This window comes from Streptomyces sp. NPDC051105, assembly GCF_040682795.1.
Taxonomy (GTDB): Bacteria; Actinomycetota; Actinomycetes; order Streptomycetales; family Streptomycetaceae; genus Streptomyces.
Genome location: NZ_JBFBBR010000028.1, coordinates 21,963 through 46,438, shown reverse-complemented (window position 1 = coordinate 46,438; position 24,476 = coordinate 21,963). Strand labels below are relative to the sequence as shown.

Below are 24,476 nucleotides of genomic sequence, written 5' to 3'. Positions count from 1 at the left end.
CGACTCGTCACGGGTCGGCCCCTTTTCCCGTTGGGGGGGGCGACAGCGGGCACGGGCGCCGTGGAAGCCGAGGGTCGGCTGGCCGGTGCGGCGCCGTTGCACGGCTTCGCGCAGTTCCCCGCGCCCCTAAAGGCCGCGCCGCCGTGGCCCGCGACACACAACCGGTGCGGCACCGCCGTGGTTGCTCGCGCAGTTCCCCGCGCCCCTAAAGGCCGCGCCGCCGTGGCTCGCGACACACAACCGGTGCGGCACCGCCGTGGTTGCTCGCGCAGTTCCCCGCGCCCCCAAGGGGCCGCGCCGCCGTGGCTGGCGACACACAACCGGTGCGGCACCGCCGTGGTTGCTCGCGCAGTTCCCCGCGCCCCCAAGGGGCCGCGCCGCCGTGGCCCGCGACGCACCGCGTCTCTTGCGGGGTGTCCGTGGTCGTCGGCGGTGTCAGGGCCAGTGGAGGGAAATCGGTCCAGCGGGGGCGGATTGGCCTTGGGCGGTCGGTTCGTGGAAGGCCTAGCGTCTGGGCCATGCGGATTCGAATCGTTGATGCCTTCGCCGAGCGGGCCTTCGCCGGGAACCCGGCCGGGGTCGTGCTGCTGGACGGCTTTCCCGATGACGGGTGGATGCAGAACGTCGCCATGGAGGTGAACCACGCCGAGACCGCGTTCGCGCACCCCCTGCCCGAGGGCGCGGACGCCGACTGGGCGCTGCGGTGGTTCACCCCGGTCACGGAGGTCGCGATGTGCGGGCACGCCACGCTCGCCACCGCCCATGTGATCGGTACGACGGGCGCGCAGTCGGGGCCCGTGCGGTTCGCCACCCGCAGCGGAGTGCTGATCGCTACGCCCGGCGCGGACGGAGCGATCACCCTGGACTTCCCCACCGCCCCGCTGACCCGCGTCGACACCCCCGCCGGTGTCGCCGACGCGCTCGGCGCCGAACCCGTCGCCGTCTTCGACACCGGGCCGAACGTAGGCGACCTGCTGGTCGAACTCGCCGACGAGAAGACCGTGCTCGGCCTCTCCCCCGACCTCAGGGCCCTCGGCGCCCACTCCGCACGCGGGATCATCGCCACCGCCCGCGCCGCGGACCCCGCCCAGGGCTACGACTACGTCTCCCGCTGCTTCTTCCCGAACGTCGGCATCGACGAGGACCCGGTGACCGGCAGTGCACACACCGCCCTCGCGCCGCACTGGACCGCCCGGCTCGGCAGGCCCGATCTGACCGGGCTCCAGGCCTCCCGTCGTACCGGCTTCGTCCGAACCTCGCTGCGCGACGACCGCACCCTGCTCACCGGACGGGCCGTCACCGTGATCGACGGGGAACTGCTCACGCCGTAGGCAGCCAGCCCACCTTGCCCGCCAGCACCGCGTAGCCGACGAACGCGCCGATGTCGAGCAGGGAGTGCGCCACCACCAGGGGACCGACCCGGCCCCACCGCCGGTACAGGTAGACGAAGACCACACCCATCACCATGTTGCCGACGAAGCCGCCGATCCCCTGGTAGAGGTGGTACGAGCCGCGGAGTACGGAGCTGGCGACCAGCGCCGTGCCGGCGGTCCAGCCCAACTGGTCGAGGCGGCGCAGCAGATAGCCGACGACGATGACCTCCTCGAGGATCGCGTTCTGCATCGCGGAGAGGATCAGCACGGGGTACTTCCACCACACGTCCGGCAGCGCCTCGGGCACCACCGTGAGGTTGAAGCCGAGGCCGCGTGCGGCCAGGTAGAAGGCGATTCCGGTGCTGCCGATCACCGCCGCGATCCCCGCTCCGCGCCCGAGGTCGGGCCAGGGGCGGGTACGGTCGAAGCCGAGCGTGCGCAGGCTCGCGCCCTCGCGCAGGAGGAGATGGGCGACCAGGAGAACGGGGACGAGCGCGCTGGCGATGCCGAACAACTGCCAGGCGAGATCCAGCCATGGGCGGCCTGGCGCGGCGGACGCGTTGAGGGTCGCCGCCTGGTCCTTGAGCCCGCCCGGTTTGGTGACCGATCCGACGAAGCTGATCAGGGCGGACACTCCACTCGCACCGAGCGAAAGCCCCAGCACGAGCAGCGTCTCGTCTCTGAGCATGCGCCGCGAGGGCCGCTCCAGTGGGTATGAATCGGCCACCTGCCCAGCCTCCACCTGCACTCCTGACTCCAGTTGGGCACTCCCGCCCCATGCCCATCTTCACCCCGCCACTGTCTCGAAAGCAGTCACGAGGGAAGACCGTGCGCGCCGGGCTGTCGGGTGGGACAGGGAGAGCACACCACTGTCATGGGACGTCACAGCTTGCCCGATCAACATCAGGCGATCGCGGCCGACCCCCGCCCCCCGGCCCGCCGCCGCACGATCGCCCTGGTGACGTACCTGGTCCTGGTCGTCGCCGATGGCTCCGCGGCCGCCGTGCAGACGGGTCTGATCTCCCTCGACGCGCACACAGCTTCGACGCGCACAGCGCTGCCGACCGGGCTGTGCACACCGGGAAACCCGGAACGGCCGGTCCCGCTGAACGTCATCGCCCCGGGCCCGGGCGCCTCGACGGAGGAGGCCGTCCGGTCGACAGCCGAGGCGGCGGGTGGCTCACCACCAGGTCGACGACCCGTCCCAGATCGGCGCACGGCAACACCCCTCGGCGCCTCTCCTCACCCCGCGCCCCTCACCCCATCAGCACCGGTTCCAATAACCCCACAGGCCACGTATGCACCGGCTCCCCCGAATTCATCAGCTCCGCGTAACGCCGCGTCATCGCGGCCAGCGCCTCGTCCCTGGGCAGCCCCCGCTCCACCGCCCGGTGGAACGTCGCCGCCTGCCAGGACGCCCCGTTCACCCGTCGTCGGCACCGTTCCTCGATCACGCCCAGGTAGAAGTCCCGGTCGGCGGCCTCCACCCCCCACGCGTCCAGTCCCGCCGCCGCCAGCGGCAGCAGCTCGTCGCGGACCAGGGTGACCGCGTCCACCTCGGTCGTACCGCCGCCGTACCGGCCCCTCCTCGGCCACACCAGCCGCGCGTCGATGCCATGCCGGCACGCCGCGTCGAAGTTCGCCTCGGCCGCGGCGAACGGCAGCCGCGTCCACACCGGTCGTGACTCCTCCGCGAGTGCGCGGACGAGGCCGTAGTAGAACGCCGCGTTGGCGATCACGTCGGTGATGGTCGGGCCGGCCGGCAGGACACGGTTCTCGACGCGCAGGTGCGGGACACCGTCGGCGACGCCGTACACCGGCCGGTTCCAGCGGTACACCGTCCCGTTGTGCAGGACGAGTTCCGCGAGCTTCGGCACCCCGCCCGCGTCCAGCACGGCCAGCGGGTCCTCCTCGTCGCAGATCGGCAGCAGCGGCGGGAAGTAGCGCAGGTTCTCGTCGAAGAGTTCGTAGGCGGAGCTGATCCAGCGCTCGCCGAACCAGATGCGCGGCCGTACGCCCTGGGCCTGGAGCTCCGGCGGCCGGGTGTCCGTGGCCTGGAGGAACAGCGGGGGCCGGGACTCCCGCCACAGTTCGCGGCCGAAGAGGAAGGGGGAGTTCGCGCCCACGGCGATCTGCGCGGCGCAGGCCGCCTGCGCCGCGTTCCACACGTCGGCGAAGCGGGCCGGGGTGACCTGGAGGTGCAGTTGCACGGAGGTGCAGGCGGCCTCCGGGACGATCGACTTCGACGTGCACCTGAGGTGCTCGACGCCCTCGATGTCGAGCACGAAGTCCTCACCCCGGGCGGCCACGATCTGGTCGTTGAGCAGGGTGTACCGGTCGACCTCGGAGAGGTTCGCGGAGACCAGGTCGTCCCGCTCCAGCGTGGGCAGAATGCCGATCATCACGATCCCGGCGTCCACCTCGCCCGCCTTGCGGTCGGCGTACGCCAGGGACGTCCGGAGTTCCTCGTCGAGCTGGTCGAATACCCGGCCGCCCAGCCGGTGTGGAGCTATGTTCACTTCCAGATTGAACATGGCGAGTTCTGTTTGGAAATCTCGGCTCGCGATACGTTCGAGGACCTGTCCGTTCAGCATTCTCGGCATGCCGTCCGCACCGGCGAGATTCAATTCGATCTCGACGCCCATGAGGTTCTTGGGGCGGTCGAACCGCTTCTCCACCAGCAGTCGCTCCAGCCCCGACAGACAGTCGCGGAGCTTTTCACGGTAGCGCTGGCGATCGGACAGGTCGAACCGGCCCGCCACGACCTTCTCCCCCATCGAAGCGTCCCTCCTCGAATGGGCGGACCGGGGTTCCGGCCGCCGGTGGTCCCGGGTCCAGGTGGGATGATGCCCACCGGAAGCGATCGATAACGTCGCGCGCGGCACTGGTAGCCGCTAGTCTGTTGGAATGTGTCCTGCGGCACATTCACGGGGCATGGGGCATCATGCAACTTCGGGTTCCCCGATGTCCTCGTGAAAAACGCCGACGACATTCGGCCGACCGCGAGAACCCCGTATTCCGAGGTCAGCACGGGCGCGGCGGGCCGGAAATCGGGAGGATTCCGCACGTATCAACGGCCGAATTGCGCCTTGTTCACTTCTGTGAAACGACCCGGTGAAACACCGTCTGAACAGGCGTCGTATAAACTCCGCGAACAAGGCAGAAGGCTGGCGCCCACGGTCTGGTTCCTGCCCTCTGAATGACGTGCGGCCGACAACGCCCGCACCTCTCTTCACCGAGCCGGGCCCCCGCCTCTCTGACCCCCCTGTGAGCTGACAGCGCCGTCCGCCCCTGCCCTCGCGCCGCCGCGCCTGTCGAATGAGAGGCGACCCACCATGCCGCTGCAATTCCCTCCTGCGCCCGCGCCCGCCCTGCGTTCCGTCCTCACCGCCCTCGGTTCCCCCACCGCGGTCAGCGAGGCCCGTACCCCCTCCCTGCGCACCGCCCAGGGACCCGCGACCCCCGAACTCCCCCTGCCCGTGCACGTCCTGGACCGGATCGCCCCGGAGGGCGTGTCCGCCACCCGGCTGGCCGGCTGGCGCTTCCTGATCCGCTGCGGCGACCGCGCGGTGGCCGCGGCCGAGACGATGCTCACCCCGGACGGCTGGGCCTTCTCACACTTCTTCGAGGGGCCCTACATCTCCTCCACGGAGCGGGCCCTGCACCAGGCCGAGGCCTTGCAGCAGACGTACCAGCCACGTCTGTTGTCCCTGCCCGGCCTCTACATGCTCACCCTGTGGCTGCACGGCGACCGCACCGCGGACGGCGCCGAGGGCCACCCGGCCGCCAACGACCTGCTCGTCCCGCTCGCCCCGGCCCCGCCCGGCATCGCGGCCCACCGGCCACACCCCGTGGCCGAGCTGCTCCCCGTGCTGACCCACCGGGTCACCCCGGCACCCCTGCTCATCACACCCGCCTGAGACCGTCACCCGTCGTACCCCGTCACCCTTGAACGAGTGACGGGGTACGTTCGTATTTCCACAAGTCAATACCTGGGACACCGGGAGACGCTCGTACGAGCAATTGACTGCTCCTAAGAGCCCGATAACCCTTCTCCGGCGACCTGACTAGCTCCATCCGGCCACGCGAAACCATCCGAATTGGCAGCCCGGTCGAGATGAACCGTCCGCGCGAGTGACGCGTCTCCAACCTGTGAGAAGCGGTGCGGCCAAATCCCTGCGGAACACCGCCCGGAGGGCAACACTGGTTTCCGACCGACTCGACACCACGGGGGACCGAGATGACCACCACAGAGCGAGAGACCCCACTCATGTGCCAGCACCAGCCACCGTGCCCGACAGCAGAATCCGCCGACCGGGAGTCCGCCCGCCTGACGGCGCACCACCCGGAGCAGGGATGGAGCCTGCTGTGCAACGGCGTCCTGCTCTTCGAGGACACCGGTGAGCTTCTGCCCGACGGCCAGATCATCGCGCCGCACCGCCCGCTCGGTGCCGGCCGCGTGGTGACCGCCGCCTGACAGAACACCGCACCACCCCCGGGCGGCCCCGCCGCTCCGCCCGGTGACCAGCAGGGGCCGGACGCACACACCTGGTGCGCACCGGCCCCGACGTGCGTCCAGGGGTGACTACCCCCTGTAGCCGAGCGCTTGGCGCAGTGCGAAGTAGGCCGGTTTGGGAGCGAGTTGCTCGTCCCAGGGCAGGGCCGCGCCCTCGCCCGGGAAGAACGCCGGGATCCACGAGTACTTGTCCGTGTAGTCCCAGATCGTCACGCCCACGCACCGCCGTACCGCGAGGCACGCCTTGGTCAGATCCGCGTACCAGGTCGCCTGCTCGGCCAGTTTCCCGTCGGTGGCGGGCAGTTGCATCCGGACGTCCACCTCGGTGAGCGCGGTGTCCAGGCCCAGCCGGGAGAAGCGGCGGAGGTTCTCCTCCAGGGTGGCCGGATAGCCGTACTGGAGGGCGAGGTGGGCCTGGAAGCCGATGCCGTTCAGCGGCACGTGCTCCGCCTTCAGCTCCTGGGCGAGCGCGTAGTAGGCGTCGCTCTTCGGGCCGGTGGCCTCGATGTTGTAGTCGTTGAGGTAGAGCCTGGCGTGCGGGTCGGCCTGGTGGGCCCAGCGCAGCGCGTCGGCGATGTAACCGGGGCCGAGCGTCTTGTACCAGAGGGTCTCGCGGTAGCTGCCGTCCTCGTTGAAGGCCTCGTTGACGACGTCCCAGGAGTAGACCTTGCCCCGGTAGTGCCGCACCTCGGTCTGGATGTGCTTCTTCAGCACCGCCCGCAGTTCGGTGGCCGTCCACGCGCGGGAGGTGAGCCAGTCGGGCAGCTGGCTGTGCCAGACCAGGGTGTGGGCGCGGACCCGCTGGTGGTTCCTGCGGGCCGAGTCGACGATCTGGTCGCCGTTCGTCCAGTCGAAGACGCCCTGTTGCGGCTCGGTGGCGTACCACTTCATGCCGTTGCCGGGTGTGATCATGTCGAACTCGCTGCCGAGCAGCTTGGTGTAGGCGGTGTCGGTGAGTTCGGGGTTGTCGGTGGCGCTGCCGAAGTAGCGGCCGTGGCGCTGGGCCAGTTCGGCGAGGGTGACCGGCCGGCCGTGGGCCTGGGCGGCGGGGCCGGTGGCCACCCCCGCCGCCACGAGCACGGCCGCGAGGGCACCGGCGAGTCTGAGACGGGTGCGGGACATCGTGCGACTCCGATCAGTAGGGAGTGCGGATTCAGCCCTTGGTGGCGCCGGCGGTGAGGCCGCCGACGAGCTGGCGCTCGGCGACCGAGTAGAAGGCCAGGGCCGGGACCATGGCGAGGACCAGATAGGCGAAGACCCGGGCGGTGTCCGCGGAGTACTGGCCCTGGAACTGCTGCACGCCGATCGGGATGGTCCACCACGTGGAGTCCGTGAAGACCAGCAGCGGCAGAAGGAAGTTGTTCCAGCTGGTGACCACCGCGAGCACGGAGACCGTGCCGAGGGCGGGCCGGGCCATGGGCAGCAGGATCCGCCAGAAGAAGGCGAAGGGGCCGCAGCCGTCCAGGGTGGCCGCCTCCTCCAGCTCGCCGGGGATCTCCCGGAAGAAGCCGCGCAGGATGATGATGGTCATCGGCAGTCCGAACGCGGCCTGCGGGAGGATCACGCCCAGCGGGTTGTCCAGCAGGTTCATCGAGCGCAGCAGCAGGAACAGCGGCAGCGCCGCCACCGCGAACGGGAACATCAGCCCCATCGTGAACACCGTGAACAGCACCTCACGGCCCCGGAAGGCGAACCGCGCGAAGGAGAAGGCCGCGAGCGCCGACACCGCGACCACCAGCACGGTCGTGCCCACCGCGATCAGCGTGCTGTTGCCGACCAGCCGCCAGAACGCGCCGGAGCCGAGGATGTCGGTGTAGTTGGAGACGATCCAGGAGCCGGGCAGCCCGACCGGGTTGCGGGACAGCTCGTCGGTCGACTTGAACCCGGACAGCACGGCGTACAGCAGGGGTACGACCATCATCGCGCCGACCACGACGAGGACCAGGTGCAGGGGCAGGTTCCGTCCGGTCGTCCTACGGCCGCTCATGCGCCGTCTCCCCTCATGTTCGTGGTGGCGCCCGCCAGGTCGCGGCGGAGCACGAACCGCTGGTAGGCGAGGGCGAAGACGAGGCTGATGGCGAACATGACCACGCTGATCGCGCTGGCGTAGCCGACCTGGTAGCGCTTGAAGCCGTACTGGAACATGGTCACGGCCATGGTCTCGGAGTGGTGGTCGGGGCCGCCCGCGGTGATCACCCAGACCAGGTCGAAGAGCTGGATGGAGCCGATGACCGACAGGAAGACGCTGATGCGCAGGGTCGGGGCGAGCAGCGGCAGGGTGACATGACGGAAGCGCTGCCAGGGGTTCGCGCCGTCGACGGTCGCCGCCTCGGTCAACTCGGCCGGGATGGACTGGAGTCCGGCCAGGTAAAGCATCATGTGGAAGCCGAAGTACTTCCAGGTCATGACCAGGAAGAGGGTGGCCATCACGGTGGAGGGGTCGGAGAACCACTCCCCGCCGAGGCCGTCGAGCCCGACGGCGCCCAGCACATGGTCGGCGAGCCCCTGGTCGGGCGCGAAGATCATGCCGAACAGCACACCGGTGATCGCCTCGGACAGCACGTAGGGCGCGAAGAACAGCATCCGGTAGACGGCCCGGCCCCGGATCCGCTGGTTGAGCAGGACCGCCATGGCCAGCGCGAACGGCAGTTGCAGCGCCAGCGAGAGCAGCACCAGGAGCAGACAGCGCCACAGGTCGCCCAGGAAGACGTCGTCCTGGAAGAGCCGGGTGAAGTTGTCGGTGCCGGTGTAGTCGGACGGCATGCCGAAGCCGCCCCAGCGGAAGAACGAGGCGTAGATCGCGAACAGGATCGGCAGCAGGACGAGCACGCCGAACAGGACCAGGGCGGGCAGTTGGAAGCCCATCGCGGTGAGCCAGTGCAGCAGCCGGCGCCGGGAGCGGGTCCGGCCGGAGGGCGGGGGCGGCTGGGGCGGGGCGTCCGGTCCGGACCGCTTGTCGGACAGGTAGGTCGAGGTCATCGGCCGGCCTACTGCTCTTCCTTCGCGGTCTTGGTGATCGCCTGGGTGACGTCCTCGGGCGACTTGGATCCGGCGATCAGACCGGCGACGCTGTCGTTGACCTGCTGGCCGACGGCGGGCGCGTAGGCCTGGTCGAGGTAGAGCTGGAAGCCGGTGGCGGCCTTCAACTGGGCCTGTACGAGCTTCAGGTTGGCGTCGGTCAGCGCGCTCTCGGCGGCGGGCACGACGGGCAGTACGCCGGTCTTCTTCACCAGCTCCGCGTCCGTGGTCTCGGAGGCAAAGAACTTCAGGAAGTCGACGGCCGCCTGCGGGGCGTCGACGCGCAGCGCGTGTCCGCCGCCGCCTCCGAACACCTCGGTGATGGTGCCCTTTCCGCCGTCGACGGCCGGGAACGGGAAGAAGCCCAGGTTCGCCCCGACGCCCTTGCCGGAGTCGGCCTCGACGACCGGGGCCCACTGGCCCATCAGCTCCATGGCGGCCTTGCCGTTGCCGACGGTGGCGGCCTGCCCGGTCGGGCTGGAGTAGGCGGCGCCCAGGAAGCCCTTCTGGAACGGCTCCAGGGCGACCAGGTCCTTCAGATGCTGTCCGGCCTGGACGAACCCGTCGCCGGTGAAGTCCTTGTCGTCGTCGGCCTTCTTGAGGGCGTCGATCCCGGCGGTGCGCATCGCCAGGTACGCCCAGTAGTACATGCCGGTCCAGCTCTCCTTGCCGGCCAGCGCGAGCGGGGTGACACCGGCGGCCTTCAGCTTCTTCACGGCGTCGAGGAAGGCGCTCCAGGTGGTGGGGGGTGTACTGACCCCGGCCTTCTTGAAGAGCGCCTTGTTGTACCAGAAGCCGATCATGCCTATGTCGAAGGGGATGCCGTACGTCTTGCCGTCCAGGAGGTACGGCTCCTTGGCGACCGGGAGCAGCCCCTCGGCCCAGGACTTGGTGGGGTCGGTGAGGTCCTTGACGAGCCCGGCGTCGACCTGCTGCTGGAGGACTCCGCCGCCCCAGGTGTGGAAGATGTCGGGGAGCTTCCCGGAGGCGGTCAGCGCGGTCATCTTCGACTTGTAGGCGTCGTTCTCCAACTGCACGATCTTTACCTTGACCTTGGGGTTCTGCGCCTCGAACTTCTTGGCGAGAGCGGCCCACACGCCCTTCGTCGGGCTGGTCGTGGAGATGTTCCACCACTCGATGGTGGTGTTTCCCCCCGACGAGCCTCCGTCCGAGTCTCCGCCGCAGCCGCTGAGGGCGGTCATGCCCAGTCCGGCGGCCGCGGTGGCCGCCAGAAAACCGCGACGGGACAGTGCCGGGTCGCCCATGATGCGCTCCTTGGGGTACGGGACGACCGACGCCGTCCTGGTTCGGTGGTGCTCTCGGGTCGCCGTTTTCGAAACATTCGGTGTTTTCACCGAACGTTCCGAACGGCGACTCTAGAAAGGCGCATCAGGAGCGTCAAGGTGTCGCGCATCAGCTCATGGGCACGTATGCGAACCAGTCGAAGGCGGCCCGGCCCTCGGTGACGTACATGCCGATGACCCGGCCGGTGAACCCGCCCGCCACCTGCGTGGAGAGATACCGCCCGTCGAGTTCGGCCAGCCGAACGACCCCGTCGGACGTTTCGACCGAGAGGGCCACGGCATCGGGCCCTCCGCGACCGGCCCCGGTCGTGTGGGTCTCGACGACCAGGGTCACCGGCCCTGCTGGCACGGGGTGTTCGGAAATCGTCTGCCGCAGCGGCCCGATCCGGGCGACCGCGCGCACCGCTCCCCCGCTCACCTCCAGGTCGTAGTGGTGGGCCTCGTCGATACGGACCGACAGACCCGCGCGTGCCGTGCCGGGGTCGAGCAGCGCGGCGGCGCGGCAGTCCGGGTGCTGCTGGCGGCGGCCGACGAAGGTGTGCCCGGCCCGGTCGAGGCTGTCCCCGGTGGCCGTGAGCGTCAGCCACCCGGGCCGTTGGGCCAGCGACCAGCAGCCGTCCGGCCGGCTGCGCGGGGAGATCCAGTGCGGTGCGAGGCCGGTGCCCGTGAAGTCGTCCCGCACGGGCGGCCGTTCGACCGGATGCCAGACCGCCGGGGCCTGCTCCCGCTCCCGCACCCGCCCCATGCGCGGCCAGCCGTCCGCCCACTCCACCGGCGCCAGGAACGTCTCGCGGCCGAGGACGTGGAACTCCGGGAACCAGCCGCGCGGGCGGGTGCCCAGCAGCACCGCCCACCAACTGCCGTCGGCGGCCTGGACCAGGTCGGCGTGGCCGGTGCACTGGACCGGCTCCCCGGTGCCCCGGTGGGAGACCAGCGGATTGGCCGGCGCGGTCTCCCAGGGCCCGCGCGGTGAGCGGGCGCGGGCCACGGACACCCCGTGCCCGAGTGCGGTGCCGCCCTCGGCCACCAGCAGGTACCACCACTCCCCGACCCGGTACAGGTGCGGCGCCTCGGGGTCGCGCAGCCCGGTCCCGGACCACATCGGCAGCGGCCCCTCCAGTACCTTCCCGGTCCGGGTGTCGATCCGGGCCACCGCCACCCCCGCCACGGCACACCAGCAGTCGCCGTTCTCGTCCCAGGCGAGGTCGGGGTCGATGCCGGGGACGTCGATCCACACCGGGTCGGACCAGGGTCCCTCGGGACGCTCGGCGGTGACCAGCAGGTTGCCGCCCGCACTGACATTGGTGGTGACGACGTGGAAGAGCCCGTCGTGGTACCGGATCGTCGGGGCGTACACACCGCCCGACGCCGGCGTGTCGTCCGGCAGCGTCAACTGGGTCGGCCGGTCCAGCACGTTGCCGAGCTGCCGCCAGTGCACGAGGTCCCGGCTGTGGAAGAGCGGGACACCGGGGAAGTACTCGAAGCTGGAACACACCAGGTAGTAGTCCTCCCCCACCCGGCACACGCTCGGGTCGGGGTGGAATCCGGGGATGACCGGGTTGTCGTACGTCCGCATGCGGGTGCCCTCCCAGGCGTCGCCGAAAGTTTCGGCGAGCTCGGCGAACATTACGAGGCGCACTGTAAGGGGCTGTCCGAGGCCCGACAAGGCGGTGTGCCAGAGCTTCAGGCGGTACGGGAGCAGGCAGACCACAGCGACTCCAGGTGTGGTCTGTTGACCGTGGAGACGACGTCGATCCCGGCGGCCAGCAGTTCCTCGACGTCCTGCCAGCGCTCGGCGTTGCGGGAGCCGGGGAGTACCGGGGCGCCGCGGTTGGTGACCAGGATCTCCAGCAGATGCCACTCGGTGGGGGTGAGCCGTACGTCCTGGCCGGCCCGTACGGCCTTCTTGGCGAGCAGGTCGATGGTGAAGTCGGGCGTCTCCACCAGGGTGGTCTCGGGGGCGAGCGGGACCTCCTCGGTACGGCGGACGGCCGCCCGCAGCCGGGCGAGCAGTTCGTCCATGCTGAACGGCTTGGTGATGTAGTCGTCGGCGCCCGCGTCCAGCGCGGCGACCTTCTCGTCGGAGGCCTGTCGCGCCGACAGCACCAGGATCGGTACACGGGTCCAGCCGCGCAGCGCCTTGATGACGTCGACACCGTCCATGTCGGGCAGTCCGAGGTCGAGCATCACCACGTCCGGCTGACGCGCGGCCGCCAGCCGGAGGGCCGTGGCGCCGTCGGGCGCCGCGTCCACTCCGTACTGGCGTGCCTGCATGTTGATCACGAGTGCCCGTACGAGCTGTGGGTCGTCTTCCACGACCAGCACTCGGGTCATCGGCTCTCTCAACTGCCCTTGGTCAGGTCCTTCAGCGCGATGTTGAGTTCGAGGACGTTCACCCGGGGCTCACCGATGAAGCCGAGGGTGCGGCCGTCGGTGTGGTCCTTGACCAGCTTCTCCACCTGGTCGACGGAGAGGTGGTTCTTCGCCGCGACCCGGTGGACCTGGAGCTCGGCGTAGGCCGGGGAGATGTCCGGGTCCAGGCCGGAGCCCGAGGAGGTGACGGCGTCGGCCGGCACCTGGGCGGGCGTGACCGAGTAGCCGGGCACCGAGTTGTCCTTGACGACCGCGGCCTTGGCGTCCTTCACCTGCTGGATCAGGACCTTGTTGTCGGCGGCGAGGTTGGTCGCACCCGAAAGGAGCAGCTTGTACTGGGTGTTGACGCTGTTGCTGCCGAGCCCGTTGGCCGGGCGGCCCTGGAACCACTGCAGGGCCGCATCCGGGGTCTCCTGACCCTTCTTCAGCGGCAGGTTGTACGACTGCCCGATCAGGGACGAGCCGACGACCTTGCCGTCCGCCTTGACCTCGGAGCCGTTCGCCTTGTCGCTGAACGCGGCCTGGGCGATGCCGGTGACGACCAGGGGGTAGATCACGCCCGTCACCAGGGTCAGCACGAGGAGGGCGCGCAGGCCCGCCCAGAGCAACCGGGCTGTGTTGCTTACGGAGTTGTTCATGGCCTTCAGCACGCTTTCAAGAAATTACAGCCCGGGGATGAGGGAGATGAGCAGGTCGATGATCTTGATGCCGATGAAGGGCGCGATCAGGCCGCCGAGGCCGTAGATCCCGAGGTTGCGGCGGAGCATCTTGTCGGCGCTGACCGGCTTGTACTGGACGCCTCGCAGCGAGAGCGGCACCAGCGCGATGATGATCAGCGCGTTGAAGATGACCGCGGACAGGATCGCGGAGCTGGGCGAGGACAGGTGCATGATGTTGAGCTTGTCCAGGCCCGGGTAGACCACGGCGAACATGGCCGGGATGATCGCGAAGTACTTCGCGACGTCGTTGGCGATGGAGAACGTGGTCAGCGCACCGCGGGTGATCAGCAACTGCTTGCCGATCTCGACGATCTCGATGAGCTTGGTCGGGTTGGAGTCGAGGTCGACCATGTTGCCGGCCTCCTTCGCGGCCGACGTACCCGTGTTCATCGCCACGCCGACGTCCGCCTGCGCGAGCGCCGGGGCGTCGTTGGTGCCGTCACCGGTCATCGCGACCAGCTTGCCGCCCGCCTGCTCCCGCTTGATGAGGGCCATCTTGTCCTCGGGGGTGGCCTCGGCGAGGAAGTCGTCCACGCCCGCCTCGTCGGCGATCGCCTTGGCGGTCAGCGGGTTGTCACCCGTGATCATGACGGTCTTGATGCCCATGCGGCGCAGTTCCTCGAACCGCTCGCGCATGCCGTCCTTGACGACGTCCTTGAGGTGGATGACGCCCAGGATCCGGGCGCCCTCGGCGTCCTCGACCGCGACCAGGAGCGGCGTGCCACCGGCCTCGGAGATGCGGCCTGCGAGGGTGTCGGCGCCCTCGGCGACGGTGCCGCCCTGCTCGCGGACCCAGGCCATGACCGAACCGGCCGCACCCTTGCGGATCTTCCTGCCGTCGACGTCCACACCCGACATGCGGGTCTGGGCGGTGAAGGCGATCCACTCGGCGTGCGCCAGCTCGCCCTGGTGCCGCTCGCGCAGCCCGTACTTCTCCTTCGCCAGGACGACGATGGAGCGGCCCTCGGGGGTCTCGTCGGCCAGCGACGACAGCTGGGCGGCGTCGGCGACCTCGGGCTCGGTGGCCCCGCGCACCGGCAGGAACTCGGAGGCCTGGCGGTTGCCGAGGGTGATGGTGCCGGTCTTGTCCAGCAGCAGCGTGGAGACGTCACCGGCGGCCTCGACGGCGCGGCCCGACATGGCGAGCACGTTGCGCTGCACCAGGCGGTCCATGCCGGCGATGCCGATCGCGGAGAGCAGCGCGCCGATGGTGGTCGGGATGAGACAGACGAGGAGGGCGACCAGCACGACCATCGTCAGGTGGGTGCCCGCGTAGTCCGCGAAGGGCGGGAGGGTGGCGACGGCCAGCAGGAAGACGATCGTCAGCGAGGCGAGCAGGATGTTCAGCGCGATCTCGTTCGGCGTCTTCTGCCGGGCGGCGCCCTCGACCAGGGCGATCATCCGGTCGATGAAGGTCTCGCCCGGCTTCGTCGTGATCTTGATGACGATCCGGTCGGACAGCACCTTGGTACCGCCCGTGACCGCGGACCGGTCACCGCCGGACTCACGGATGACCGGAGCCGACTCACCGGTGATCGCCGACTCGTCGACCGACGCGACACCCTCGATGACGTCACCGTCACCGGGGATGATGTCGCCGGCCTCGCAGACCACCAGGTCACCGATCTTCAGCTCGGTGCCGGGCACCTGCTCCTCGGTGTCACCGACCAGTCGCCGGGCGACGGTGTCGGTCTTGGCCTTGCGCAGGGTGTCCGCCTGGGCCTTGCCACGGCCCTCGGCGACCGCCTCCGCGAGGTTGGCGAAGATCACGGTCAGCCACAGCCAGGCGCTGATGGTCCAGCCGAACCAGTCACCCGGGTCCTTGAAGGAGAAGACCGTGGTCAGGATCGAGCCGACCCACACCACGAACATCACGGGCGACTTGATCATGACCCGCGGGTCCAGCTTGCGGCAGGCCTCGGGGAGGGACCTGATCAGCTGCTTGGGGTGGAACAGGCCCGCGCCGACGCGGCCTTCGGCGGGCTTGTGCCCCGTCGGCGCGTCCTGGTGGGGCGCAAGGGTGGGTGTGGACATGGTGTCCTCGTGGGCTTCCGTTCGGGTTTTCACGACGCCAGCCCCTCGGCCAGCGGGCCCAGCGCCAGGGCCGGGAAGTAGGTCAGACCGGTGATGATCAGGATCGCGCCGACGAGCAGGCCGGTGAAGAGCGGCTTCTCGGTGCGCAGAGTGCCGGCCGTGGCCGGGACGGGCCGCTGCTCGGCGAGCGAGCCGGCCAGCGCCAGCACGAACACCATGGGCAGGAAGCGGCCGAACAGCATCGCGAGTCCGGTCATGGTGTTGTACCAGTCGGTGTTCGCGTTCAGGCCGGCGAAGGCCGAGCCGTTGTTGTTGGCCGCCGAGGTGAAGGCGTACAGCACCTCTGAGAAGCCGTGCGCTCCTGGGTTGAGCATGGAGTGCGGCGGGGTCGGCAGGGCCATGGAGATCGCGGCGAACACGAGCGCCAGCGCCGGGGTGATCAGGATGTAGATCGCCGACAGCTTGATCTCGCGGGCGCCGATCTTCTTGCCCAGGTACTCGGGCGTGCGGCCCACCATCAGACCGGCGATGAACACCGCGATGATCGCCATGATCAGGATGCCGTAGAGGCCGGAGCCGGTACCACCGGGGGCGATCTCGCCCAGCATCATGCTGAGCAGGGTGATACCGCCGCCCAGGCCGGTGAACGAGGAGTGGAAGGAGTCCACCGCGCCGGTCGAGGTCAGGGTGGTCGACACCGCGAAGATCGACGAGCCGCCGACCCCGAAGCGGACCTCCTTGCCCTCGTACGCGCCGCCCGCGATCTGGAGCGCGGGGCCGTGGTGGGCGAACTCGGTCCACATCATCAGGGCCACGAAGCCCAGCCAGATGGTGAACATCGTCGCGAGGATCGCGTAACCCTGCTTCACCGAGCCGACCATGACACCGAAGGTGCGGGTCAGCGCGAACGGGATCAGCAGGAGCAGGAAGATCTCGAAAAAGTTGGTGAAGGGCGTCGGGTTCTCGAAGGGATGGGCGGAGTTGGCGTTGAAGTAGCCACCGCCGTTGGTGCCCAGCTCCTTGATGGCCTCCTGGGAGGCGACCGCGCCGCCGTTCCACTGCTGCGAGCCGCCCATGCTGTGCCCATTGAAAAACTGGCCGACCTCGTGGATGCCGGAGAAGTTCTGGATGGCACCGCAGGCGACCAGGATGATCGCGGCGAGCACGGAGAACGGCACGAGGATGCGGATGACACCGCGCACCAGGTCGGACCAGAAGTTGCCGATCTCACCGGTGCGCATGGGGGTCCCCCCGCTCGAGCGAAGCCGAGAGTGGGGGAGCGCGAACCCGCGCACCAGCGCCACGGCGACGGCGATGCCGACGGCCGCGGAGACGAAGTTCTGCACGGCCAGACCGGCGGTCTGCACGACGTGGCCCATGGTCTGCTCGCCGTAGTACGACTGCCAGTTCGTGTTGGTCACGAAGGAGACGGCCGTGTTGAACGACTGCGCAGGGTTGACCGAGGAGAAGCCGAGCGAGCCGGGCAGGATGCCCTGGAGCCGCTGCAGCAGGTAGAGGAAGAGGACGCCGACCAGGGAGAAGGCGAGGACCCCGCGCAGATAGGCGGGCCAGCGCATCTCGGTGTCGGGGTTGGCGCCGATGCCCTTGTAGATCCACTTCTCGACGCGCCAGTGCTTGTCGGAGGAGTAGACCTTGGCCATGTAGTTGCCGAAGGGGACGTAGCAGAGCGCCAGCGCGCCTATGAGCGCGGCGAGCTGGAGCACGGCGGCGGTTACGGGACCCATGGGTGTCTCAGAACCTCTCCGGGAAGATCAGGGCGAGGACGAGATAGCCCAGCAGGGCGACGGCCACGACGAGGCCGACGATGTTCTCGGCGGTCACAGCTTGGTCACCCCCTTGGCGATGAGGGCCACCAGCGCGAAACCCGCGAGCACGGTGACGACGAAGGCCAGATCGGCCATCGTGAACTCCTGGATGAGGTTCGGAAAGGACTCTGACGGTTAGAGGAAAGCGTCTTTCTGGCCGGATCCAGCCGCCGTTGACGGGTCCCTTACGGCGGTGTTCGCGCCTTTGACGGGACTCTTACGCGGCCTCGACCAACCCGCGACCGGCAGCCGCCGTTCAGCCTCAGAAACCCCCTGAACAGGGGGAACGCGAGCCTCAGACGCCGCCGAGACCAGGGCCAGGGCGAGCACCCCGTGCCGGTGCACCTGCCGGTCGGCCTTGAGCGCGAAGACATGCGGCAGGTAGTTGTCCCGGGCGAGCAGCTTGAGCAGCACCGGAAGCCCGCCGAACGAACGTGTTGGCGGACAGGGCGAGCAGGATCATCGTGGCGAACTGGATGACGTAGAAGCCCCAGTTGTGCCGAGCGAGGCGTCGGCGAGCTGCGCGAGGACGGTCACGCCCGCGACCGGCTGGAGGTGGAAGCGGGAGATCAGCACCGACAGCCCGGTCAGCATCACGCCGAGCACGGCCCCGAGGGCGATCTCCGCGTGCTGGGCCCGCCTGACGCGCGGCGCCCGGAAGGAGGGCACGGCGTTGTCGATGGCCTCGACACCGGTGAGCGCGGCACAACCGGAGGCGAAGGCTTTCAGCAGGAGCAGGGCGGCGACGCCGGAGGCGTTGTCGGCGAGTACCGAGGCATGTCCGGCGGCGGTGGCGGTGCTGGCCGGTGCGGACCGGAAGAGCCCCACGACGATCAGCACGAAGACGGACCCCACGAACACCACGGTCGGCACGATGAACGCCTTGGCCGACTCCACGATGCCCCGCAGGTTCACACCGGTGATCAACACCAGCACGGCCAGACACAGCCACAGCCGGTCGGCGTACAGCGCCGGGAAGGCGGACGTGAGCGCGGCGACACCGGCCGTGACCGCGACGGCGACGTTGAGGACGTAATCGAGCACCAGGGATGCGGCGGCGCACCGAGATGCGTCCGGGCCACCGCGTACGACCCTCCTCCGTCCGGGAAGGCGGCGATGACCTGCCGGTACGAGGCGACGAGCACCGCCCGCAGGGCGGCGATGGCGAGGGTGACCGGCAGCGTGAAGCCGAGCCCGTGCGCACCGGCGGCGGCCAGCACCAGCACGATGGCCTCCGGCCCGTACGCCACCCACGCCATGGCGTCCAGCGACAGCGAGGCGAGGCCGGTGACGGCGGTGAGCCGGTGCCGCTCGCCGGTATCGGGCGGCTCCTCACCGGCGGGCACGGCGCCCGGTTCGGCGGTCAGAACGGACATGCGAGGGTGCTCCTTAACGAACGGGATATGCCTTCGCGCGCGGTGGTACCGCGCGCGATGCGACCAGGTTCTGTCCCGTTTCAGCCAGGACCGGCAATTCCTTGCGCGTTCTTCGCGCGGGAGGGTTCGACTTTGATGTCTTCTTGACAGGCGTGACTGCGGCGCGCCCGTGGGGCGCGCGGCTGTATCGATGTGCGGCCACCGCCGCGTGGGCGCGGCCAGTCCCCACCGGGCCGCACGGACCCACGACCGTCAGAGTCCCATCAAAGACATGCCGCACCTGCTGACGCCGTGCCCCACCGCTCCCTACCTTCACCCCATGCAGCACGGCGAAGAAGCCCGCCCCGCCGAGGACCACCGCTGGTCCAAGGACGTCTACGCGTCTGCCCGTTGCGCAGGCGTCCTCCTCGCCCTGCTCCTCCTGATCGACTGGGGGGCAGGGACGGTCTCCTGGTGGCGCGGCACTCTCTGGACCACCGTCGCCCTGCTCCTCTTCGCCGCCCTGAGCCCCGCCAGGGTCCGCGCCGGCGACGGCTGGCTCACCTCCCGCCGGCTGCTGCGCACCCGCAGGGTCCGCACGGACCTCCTGGTCTCCGTCCGCTGCCTCGACGGCATCTCTCCCCGGCTGCTGCTGCGGGACTCGTCCGGCGACCGGCTGCGCATCGACCCACAGGTCCTGATCGACAACCCGGGCCTGTGGCGTTACGTCGACGAGGGCGCCCGCAGGTCGGCCGCGGCCGGCACCCTGCTGTGCGGCGCGACCGCGCTGAGCCGCCTCGCCGAACGCGTCGAACACGAGAACGCCCTGGGTGTCTTCAAGGCCTCGGGGCTCGAATAACCCCGGTCAGCCCCCGCGCACCGGCCCCGCCTGTCCAGCGCGGCCCCCGGTCCGGTCGGCCGGCGTCACCGCGACCAGCCGCGCCTGCAACGGAGGCACCGGCCCGGATCCCGGGGTGAGCATGAACCGGCCGAGGCAGTGCCCGTTGCCGTACGCGCGCAGCTCGATCTCCCCCTCCGGCCAGCCGCCGCGGTCCACGTCCCAGGCCCGGAGTCCGACGGTGATCCCGCCGTCCTTGCCCAGCCGGGACGGTCGGCCCAGCAGGGTGCCGTACTCGAAGCGGCACCCGGACAGACCGAGCAGGCCGGTCAGTTCGCCGCGCACGTGGTCCACGACGGTGTCGGTCCGGGACCGGCTGTGGTGGTCATGAGGCACCTCCTACGCGCTGCGGTGTCAGGGAAGGTTGAGCCCGATCGGCCAGGGGCAGCGAGACGACCATGGTCAGGCCGCCGCCCGGGGTTTCCTCGGGGGTCAGGGTGCCGTCCATCGCCTCGGTCAGCCCGCGGGCGAGGGCGAGGCCGAGACCGAGGCCGGTGGTGTTGTCGGTGTCGCCGAGCCGCTGGAAGGGCTCGAAGAGGCGGTCGCGGCCGTTGGCAGGCAGACCGGGGCCCCGGTCGATGATCCGGAGTTCGGCGCGCCCGGCCAGCGCGCTCGCCGTCACCAGCACCCGTTTGCCGGGCGGGCTGTAGCGGGCCGCGTTGCCGACCAGGTTGGCGATCACGCGCTCCAGCAGGGGCGGGTCGGCCAGCAGCGGTGGCATGTTCTCCGGCTCGCCGTGCACGTCGACCGTCGGCGTGTCCGCCAGGGCCGCCGGGAGCACCTCCTCCAGGGCGGTGGCCCGGAGGTTGAGGGTGAGGACGCCGGCCTCCAGGCGGCTGAGGTCGAGGAGGTTGTCGATGAGCCGGCTCAGCCGGGCCATGGACTCCTCGGCGGTGGCGAGGAGTTCGTCCCGGTCCTCCGGGGAGAACTCCACCTCACGGCTGCGCAGCGAGGTGACCGCCGCCCAGCCGGCCGCGAGCGGGGTGCGCAGGTCGTGGCCGACGGCCCGCAGCAACGCGGTGCGCATGCGGTCGGCGGCGCGTACCGGTTCGACCTCGGCCGCGGCCTGCGCCAGCCGGGCCCTCTCCACGGCCGAGCCGACGTGCGCGGCGAAGGCGCCGAGCACCCGCCGCTCGGACGCGGAGGGGGTACGACCGCGCAGGACCAGGTAGTTGCCGGGGCCGGCCGGCACGGTGGTGACGTCGGCACCGTCGGGCGGCTCGTCGACGAGCACGGCGGAATCCATGCCGAAGGTCTCGCGGGTGCGTTCCAGCAGGGCCGGGATGGTCTGGCCGCCGCGCACGATGCTCCCGGCCAGCGACGACATGGTCTCGGCCTCCGCGGCGGCCCGGGCCGCGCGCCGGGACAGCCGCAGCGAGCGGTCGACGACCCCTGCGACGGTGGCGGCCACGACCGCGAACACCCCCAGCGCCAGCAGGGCGTTGGGATCGTCGAGGGTGAACTGGCCGATGGGCGGTATGAACCAGTAGTTGAGCAGCAGGGACGCGGTGACGGAGGCGATCACGGCGGAGGTGACCCCGCCTATGCAGGCCACGCCGACCACCGCGAGCAGGAAGAGCAGGGCCTCACTGGTCAGGTTGACGGTGCCGCGGACCTGGGCGAGGGCGACGGTCAGGAGCACCGGGAGCACCAGCCCTGCCACCGGTCCCGCGATCAGGCGGCGGGGGGAGAGGGTGCGGCGGCGGGAGGGCAGCAGAGTGCCGCGGCCCGCGCGCTCATGGGTGACGCGGTGCACGTCGATGTCGCCGGAGAGGGCGGTGACGGTCTCGCCCGTCCCCGGTCCGGTGAGGAAGCGTTCGAGGCGGCCCCGGCGGCTGGTGCCGAGGACGAGCTGGGTGGCGTTCTCGGCGCGGGCGAACTCGACCAGGGCCGTGGCCACGTCGTCGCCCACCACCGAGTGGTAACTGCCGCCGAGGTCCTCGACCAGCCGGCGCTGCCGGGCCAGCGACGCATGGGAGACACCGGCGGCCAGTCCGCCGCTGCGGGCCACGTGCACGGCGAGCAGATCGCCGCCCGCCGACCGGTCGGCGATGCGGGCGGCCCGTCGTACCAGCGTGTCGCCCTCCGGACCGCCGGTCAGCGCGACCACGACCCGCTCCCGGGTCTCCCACACCCCGCCGATGGCGTGCTCGGCGCGGTACGACTGGAGCGCCTCGTCGACCCGGTCGGCGACCCAGAGGAGGGCCAGCTGGCGCAGGGCGGTGAGGTTACCGGGGCGGAAGTAGTTGGCGAGGGCCGCGTCGACCTTCTCGGGGGCGTAGATGTTGCCGTGCGCCATGCGACGGCGCAGGCCCTCCGGCGGGATGTCCACGAGCTCGATCTGCTCGGCCCGCCGGACGACCTCGTCGGGCACCGTCTCGTGCTGCGGCGCCCCGGTGATCTTCTCGACGACGTCCTTGAGGGATTCCAGATGCTGGATGTTGACGGCGGTGATCACGTCGATGCCGGCGGCGAGCAGGTCCTCGACGTCCTGCCAGCGTTTGGGGTGCCGGCCGCCGCCCGGGATGTTGGTGTGGGCGAACTCGTCGACGATCGCCACCTTCGGGCTGCGCGCCAGCACGGCCGCGACGTCCATCTCCTCGAACTCGCCGCCCCGGTAGTCGCAGCGCAGGCGTGCCACCACCTCCAGGCCGTCGATCATGGCCGCGGTCCGGGGGCGCCCGTGGAACTCCACGAACCCCACGGCCACGTCCGCGCCCCGGGACGCGCGGCGCTGAGCCTCGTCGAGCATGCGGTAGGTCTTGCCGACCCCTGGGGCGGCACCGAGGTAGACCTTGAGTCGTCCACGCGGTACGTCGTTCATCACCTCAAAGACAAGCGCGCCGGACGGCCCGGGGAGCGGCGTCTTGACGCGTCTCTGGCGCCGCTGACGAGGACGTTGACACTGTCTTGACGGCCATGGGCCGGATAGGGTGAAGGCGGTGTGCCGGGAAGTCTGGTCGGCGGGGAGCCACCGTGGCTCCTGTACAGCCCCAGGGGGACGGCATGCGCAGTGTGGGTACGGTTCTTTCACTCGTGGTACTGGCCACGGTGGTGGCGACCTTCGCCCGCCGGTGGCGGATACCCGCCCCCTCCCTCCTGGTGGTCGCGGGCCTTGCCGTGGCCCTGCTGCCGGGCACCCCGACGATCCAGATCAGCCCGGACGTCATCGGCCTGGTCGTCCTGCCGCCGCTGCTCTACGCCAGCGCGGAGGAATTGTCCTGGCGGGAGCTGCGCGCCGTCTGGAAGCCGGTCGGGGTGCTCGCGGTGGGCCTGGTGCTGGCCTCCGCCGCGGCCGTCGGCATGGTCGCCTCCATGGTCACCCCGCTGTCCTGGCAGATGGCGCTGGTCCTCGGCGCGATCCTGGCCAGCACCGACCCGGTCGCGGTGACGGCGCTCGGCCGCCGGCTCGCGCTGCCGCCGAAGGTGCAGATGCTGGTCCAGGCGGAGAGCCTCTTCAACGACGCGACCTCCCTGGTGCTCTACCGGGTCGCGGTGAGCGTCGCGGTGGCGTCGGCGGCGGCGAACTGGGGGGCGGCGGGCGGCGAGTTCCTGGTGCTGGCGGGCGGCGGCACCCTGATCGGCGCGGTCCTGGCCGGTGTCGTCGTACTGATCCGGCGGCGCACCGAGGACCCGGTCCTGGAGACGGTGATCTCCCTGGTCACCCCCTACGCGGCCTACGTCCTCGCGGAGGCGGCCCACACCTCCGGGGTGACCTCGGTCGTGGTGGCGGGGGTGGTCCTGGGCGGCCGAGGCGACCGGCTCACCAACGCCCGCATCAGGCTCCAGCTGCACGCCGTCTACGGCACGGTGGTCTTCCTGCTGGAGAGCGTGGTGTTCAGCCTGATAGGGCTGGCCCTGCCCGCCCAGGTACGGGCCCTGTCCGACGGCGACCGGGCGTGGCCGCTGTACGCGCTGGCGGTGGCCGGCACGCTGATCGCGGTACGGCTGCTGTGGCTGGCGCCGCTGTCGGCGGTGGTGCAGCGCAAGGGCGGCATCCAGCGGCCGAACTGGCGGGTGCCGGTGGTGCTGACCTGGGCCGGCACCCGGGGCGTGGTGCCGCTGGCGGCGGCGCTGTCCATCCCGGTGGTGGCGAAGGACGGCTCGCCCCTCACCGAGCGCCCCCTGGTCCTGGTCCTGACCACCTCGGTCGTCGTGGTCACCCTCGTCGTGCAGGGCTTCTCCCTTGCCTCCGTCGTGCGCCGCTCCGGCATAGCCCTGGAGCCCGACCACACCGAGCGCGAGGAGGCCGCCGCCCGCTGCCGGCTGGCCGACGCGGGCATCCGGCGTCTGGACGAGCTGTCCGAGCTGGAGGCCGTGCCCGAGGTGGTCCTCGACCGGCTCCGGCGCGGTCTCCACGCCCGCCTCGACGACGCGCGGGACCGCCTCGCCGAGAGCACGGCCGAGTCCGCCGACCTGGTCTACCGGCAGCTGCGCCGTGACCTGATAGCGGTCGAGTCGGCGGAGCTGCGGCGGCTGTACGACGAGCACGCGATCAGTGACACCACCCGAAGGCGACTCCAGCGGTCCCTGGATCTGGAGGAGGCCCGGCTGACGGACGCGTGACGTCCCGTCACCGGAACTCCGCCAGCCTGGGCCGCAGCCCCAGTCCGGTCAGTCCCACGGCCAGCATCAGCAGGGCGCAGGCCCAGGGCAGCCGGCCGGTCAGCTCGGCGCGGCCCGCCGCCACGGACGAGGTGAAGTGGGCGCGGTTGAGGTCGGTCACCTGGTCCAGCGCCGTCATCCACGCGCCGAAGTGCGCGTTGCTGCTGTACGGGCTCGGCGGGCTGGTGCTGCCGTTCGCGGGCATCAAGCTGATCGACCTTGTGATCTCGGCGGTGCCCGGCCTCGGCTGAGCCTCGCCCGTTCGGCCGAACGGTCCGTCAAAGGCCCGTATGCGCACGTCAGAGGCGTGTCAGAGAAAGGCACTTCGGCTTGTCCGGGGTCCCCGGAACCGCTTCCATGAAACCTGTGAACAGCGCCTGGCTCCTCTTCGACCGGCCGCCGAGTACCGCTCGGCCGTCGCGTCGGCCGTCGCGCTGCCCGGAAGCCCTCGCGTC

At 70.5% G+C, this 24,476-nt stretch carries 20 protein-coding genes and 1 pseudogene; 5 read left to right on the top strand and 16 right to left on the bottom strand.

Features of this window, described 5'->3' with window-relative positions:
* Window positions 1-518: 518 nt before the first annotated feature.
* Window positions 519-1,331 carry a PhzF family phenazine biosynthesis protein gene (locus AB0N16_RS40035; RefSeq protein ID WP_365805706.1) on the top strand — a complete coding sequence of 271 codons (813 nt, stop codon included), beginning with the start codon at window positions 519-521 and terminating at the stop codon, window positions 1,329-1,331.
* On the opposite strand, the gene AB0N16_RS40030 is transcribed toward AB0N16_RS40035, so the two are convergent.
* Both AB0N16_RS40030 and AB0N16_RS40025 read right to left on the bottom strand, forming a co-directional pair.
* The gene (locus AB0N16_RS40030; RefSeq protein WP_365805704.1) at window positions 1,321-2,121 is read right to left on the bottom strand and encodes a type II CAAX endopeptidase family protein; all 801 of its coding nucleotides are present in this window, start codon (window positions 2,119-2,121) and stop codon (window positions 1,321-1,323) included. The genes AB0N16_RS40035 and AB0N16_RS40030 overlap by 11 nt on opposite strands.
* A gap of 508 nt (window positions 2,122-2,629) precedes the next feature.
* On the bottom strand, window positions 2,630-4,150 hold the full coding sequence (locus AB0N16_RS40025) for a glutamate--cysteine ligase (RefSeq protein WP_365805702.1): 1,521 nt from the start codon (window positions 4,148-4,150) through the stop codon (window positions 2,630-2,632).
* Between the two features lie 558 nt (window positions 4,151-4,708).
* Here AB0N16_RS40025 and AB0N16_RS40020 point away from each other — a divergent pair.
* Both AB0N16_RS40020 and AB0N16_RS40015 read left to right on the top strand, forming a co-directional pair.
* Window positions 4,709-5,293 (top strand): hypothetical protein, encoded by a 585-nt coding sequence (locus AB0N16_RS40020; RefSeq protein WP_365805700.1) that lies wholly within the window; start codon window positions 4,709-4,711, stop codon window positions 5,291-5,293.
* Window positions 5,294-5,643: 350 nt separating this feature from the next.
* A complete protein-coding gene (locus tag AB0N16_RS40015) occupies window positions 5,644-5,850 on the top strand; it encodes a DUF5999 family protein (protein ID WP_089105610.1) in 207 nt (68 codons plus the stop codon).
* 108 nt (window positions 5,851-5,958) lie between these two features.
* On the opposite strand, the gene AB0N16_RS40010 is transcribed toward AB0N16_RS40015, so the two are convergent.
* The 11 genes and pseudogenes from AB0N16_RS40010 to AB0N16_RS39960 form a co-directional block, all read right to left on the bottom strand.
* A complete protein-coding gene (locus AB0N16_RS40010; RefSeq protein WP_365805698.1) occupies window positions 5,959-7,011 on the bottom strand; it encodes an endo-1,4-beta-xylanase in 1,053 nt (350 codons plus the stop codon).
* Window positions 7,012-7,042: 31 nt separating this feature from the next.
* Window positions 7,043-7,876: a carbohydrate ABC transporter permease gene (locus AB0N16_RS40005; protein ID WP_365805696.1), complete on the bottom strand. Its 834-nt coding sequence runs from the start codon at window positions 7,874-7,876 to the stop codon at window positions 7,043-7,045.
* Window positions 7,873-8,868, bottom strand: coding sequence for a sugar ABC transporter permease (locus tag AB0N16_RS40000; RefSeq protein WP_365805694.1), 996 nt, complete (start codon window positions 8,866-8,868; stop codon window positions 7,873-7,875). Before AB0N16_RS40000 ends, AB0N16_RS40005 begins: the two co-directional genes overlap by 4 nt.
* An 8-nt stretch (window positions 8,869-8,876) precedes the next feature.
* Window positions 8,877-10,172, bottom strand: a complete 1,296-nt coding sequence (locus AB0N16_RS39995; RefSeq protein WP_365805692.1) for an extracellular solute-binding protein — start codon at window positions 10,170-10,172, stop codon at window positions 8,877-8,879.
* Between the two features lie 148 nt (window positions 10,173-10,320).
* A complete protein-coding gene (locus tag AB0N16_RS39990) occupies window positions 10,321-11,787 on the bottom strand; it encodes a glycoside hydrolase family 43 protein (protein WP_365805724.1) in 1,467 nt (488 codons plus the stop codon).
* A gap of 107 nt (window positions 11,788-11,894) precedes the next feature.
* Window positions 11,895-12,545, bottom strand: coding sequence for a response regulator (locus AB0N16_RS39985; RefSeq protein WP_365805690.1), 651 nt, complete (start codon window positions 12,543-12,545; stop codon window positions 11,895-11,897).
* Window positions 12,546-12,553: 8 nt separating this feature from the next.
* Window positions 12,554-13,222, bottom strand: a complete 669-nt coding sequence (locus AB0N16_RS39980) for a potassium-transporting ATPase subunit C (RefSeq protein ID WP_365805688.1) — start codon at window positions 13,220-13,222, stop codon at window positions 12,554-12,556.
* Window positions 13,223-13,246: 24 nt separating this feature from the next.
* Window positions 13,247-15,337, bottom strand: a complete 2,091-nt coding sequence (gene kdpB / locus AB0N16_RS39975; RefSeq protein WP_365805722.1) for a potassium-transporting ATPase subunit KdpB — start codon at window positions 15,335-15,337, stop codon at window positions 13,247-13,249.
* 29 nt (window positions 15,338-15,366) lie between these two features.
* Window positions 15,367-17,082 (bottom strand): potassium-transporting ATPase subunit KdpA, encoded by a 1,716-nt coding sequence (gene kdpA / locus AB0N16_RS39970; RefSeq protein WP_365805686.1) that lies wholly within the window; start codon window positions 17,080-17,082, stop codon window positions 15,367-15,369.
* A 7-nt stretch (window positions 17,083-17,089) separates the two neighbouring features.
* Window positions 17,090-17,179: a K(+)-transporting ATPase subunit F gene (kdpF, locus tag AB0N16_RS39965; protein WP_016434100.1), complete on the bottom strand. Its 90-nt coding sequence runs from the start codon at window positions 17,177-17,179 to the stop codon at window positions 17,090-17,092.
* 284 nt (window positions 17,180-17,463) lie between these two features.
* Window positions 17,464-18,539 (bottom strand): annotated as a pseudogene (locus AB0N16_RS39960) (APC family permease); the annotation flags it as partial.
* A 319-nt stretch (window positions 18,540-18,858) separates the two neighbouring features.
* Between AB0N16_RS39960 and AB0N16_RS39955 the strand changes: the two are divergent.
* Entirely contained in the window at window positions 18,859-19,377 is a 519-nt protein-coding gene (locus AB0N16_RS39955) for a hypothetical protein (RefSeq protein ID WP_365805684.1), read from the top strand.
* Window positions 19,378-19,383: 6 nt separating this feature from the next.
* Here the strand turns inward: AB0N16_RS39955 and AB0N16_RS39950 are convergent, their stop codons facing one another.
* Both AB0N16_RS39950 and AB0N16_RS39945 read right to left on the bottom strand, forming a co-directional pair.
* The gene (locus AB0N16_RS39950; RefSeq protein WP_365805682.1) at window positions 19,384-19,752 is read right to left on the bottom strand and encodes a hypothetical protein; all 369 of its coding nucleotides are present in this window, start codon (window positions 19,750-19,752) and stop codon (window positions 19,384-19,386) included.
* Entirely contained in the window at window positions 19,742-22,240 is a 2,499-nt protein-coding gene (locus AB0N16_RS39945) for an ATP-binding protein (RefSeq protein ID WP_365805680.1), read from the bottom strand. The genes AB0N16_RS39950 and AB0N16_RS39945 overlap by 11 nt, the downstream gene beginning before the upstream one ends.
* Window positions 22,241-22,422: 182 nt before the next feature.
* On the opposite strand from AB0N16_RS39945, the gene AB0N16_RS39940 reads away from it, so the two are divergent.
* Window positions 22,423-23,982 (top strand): Na+/H+ antiporter, encoded by a 1,560-nt coding sequence (locus AB0N16_RS39940; RefSeq protein ID WP_365805720.1) that lies wholly within the window; start codon window positions 22,423-22,425, stop codon window positions 23,980-23,982.
* A gap of 7 nt (window positions 23,983-23,989) precedes the next feature.
* Here the strand turns inward: AB0N16_RS39940 and AB0N16_RS39935 are convergent, their stop codons facing one another.
* Entirely contained in the window at window positions 23,990-24,226 is a 237-nt protein-coding gene (locus tag AB0N16_RS39935) for a hypothetical protein (RefSeq protein ID WP_365805678.1), read from the bottom strand.
* Between the last annotated feature and the right edge of the window lie 250 nt (window positions 24,227-24,476).

Excerpts from the sequence above, each read along its gene's own strand:
- AB0N16_RS40035 (WP_365805706.1), top strand. The coding sequence starts at position 519 with ATGCGGATTCGAATCGTTGATGCCTTCGCCGAGCGGGCCTTCGCCGGG.
- AB0N16_RS40025 (WP_365805702.1), bottom strand. The coding sequence starts at position 4,150 with ATGGGGGAGAAGGTCGTGGCGGGCCGGTTCGACCTGTCCGATCGCCAG.
- AB0N16_RS40020 (WP_365805700.1), top strand. The coding sequence starts at position 4,709 with ATGCCGCTGCAATTCCCTCCTGCGCCCGCGCCCGCCCTGCGTTCCGTC.
- AB0N16_RS40015 (WP_089105610.1), top strand. The coding sequence starts at position 5,644 with ATGTGCCAGCACCAGCCACCGTGCCCGACAGCAGAATCCGCCGACCGG.
- AB0N16_RS40010 (WP_365805698.1), bottom strand. The coding sequence starts at position 7,011 with ATGTCCCGCACCCGTCTCAGACTCGCCGGTGCCCTCGCGGCCGTGCTC.
- AB0N16_RS40005 (WP_365805696.1), bottom strand. The coding sequence starts at position 7,876 with ATGAGCGGCCGTAGGACGACCGGACGGAACCTGCCCCTGCACCTGGTC.
- AB0N16_RS40000 (WP_365805694.1), bottom strand. The coding sequence starts at position 8,868 with ATGACCTCGACCTACCTGTCCGACAAGCGGTCCGGACCGGACGCCCCG.
- AB0N16_RS39995 (WP_365805692.1), bottom strand. The coding sequence starts at position 10,172 with ATGGGCGACCCGGCACTGTCCCGTCGCGGTTTTCTGGCGGCCACCGCG.
- AB0N16_RS39990 (WP_365805724.1), bottom strand. The coding sequence starts at position 11,787 with ATGCGGACGTACGACAACCCGGTCATCCCCGGATTCCACCCCGACCCG.
- AB0N16_RS39985 (WP_365805690.1), bottom strand. The coding sequence starts at position 12,545 with ATGACCCGAGTGCTGGTCGTGGAAGACGACCCACAGCTCGTACGGGCA.
- AB0N16_RS39980 (WP_365805688.1), bottom strand. The coding sequence starts at position 13,222 with ATGAACAACTCCGTAAGCAACACAGCCCGGTTGCTCTGGGCGGGCCTG.
- kdpB (WP_365805722.1), bottom strand. The coding sequence starts at position 15,337 with ATGTCCACACCCACCCTTGCGCCCCACCAGGACGCGCCGACGGGGCAC.
- kdpA (WP_365805686.1), bottom strand. The coding sequence starts at position 17,082 with ATGGGTCCCGTAACCGCCGCCGTGCTCCAGCTCGCCGCGCTCATAGGC.
- AB0N16_RS39955 (WP_365805684.1), top strand. The coding sequence starts at position 18,859 with ATGCAGCACGGCGAAGAAGCCCGCCCCGCCGAGGACCACCGCTGGTCC.
- AB0N16_RS39945 (WP_365805680.1), bottom strand. The coding sequence starts at position 22,240 with ATGAACGACGTACCGCGTGGACGACTCAAGGTCTACCTCGGTGCCGCC.
- AB0N16_RS39940 (WP_365805720.1), top strand. The coding sequence starts at position 22,423 with ATGCGCAGTGTGGGTACGGTTCTTTCACTCGTGGTACTGGCCACGGTG.
- AB0N16_RS39935 (WP_365805678.1), bottom strand. The coding sequence starts at position 24,226 with ATGCCCGCGAACGGCAGCACCAGCCCGCCGAGCCCGTACAGCAGCAAC.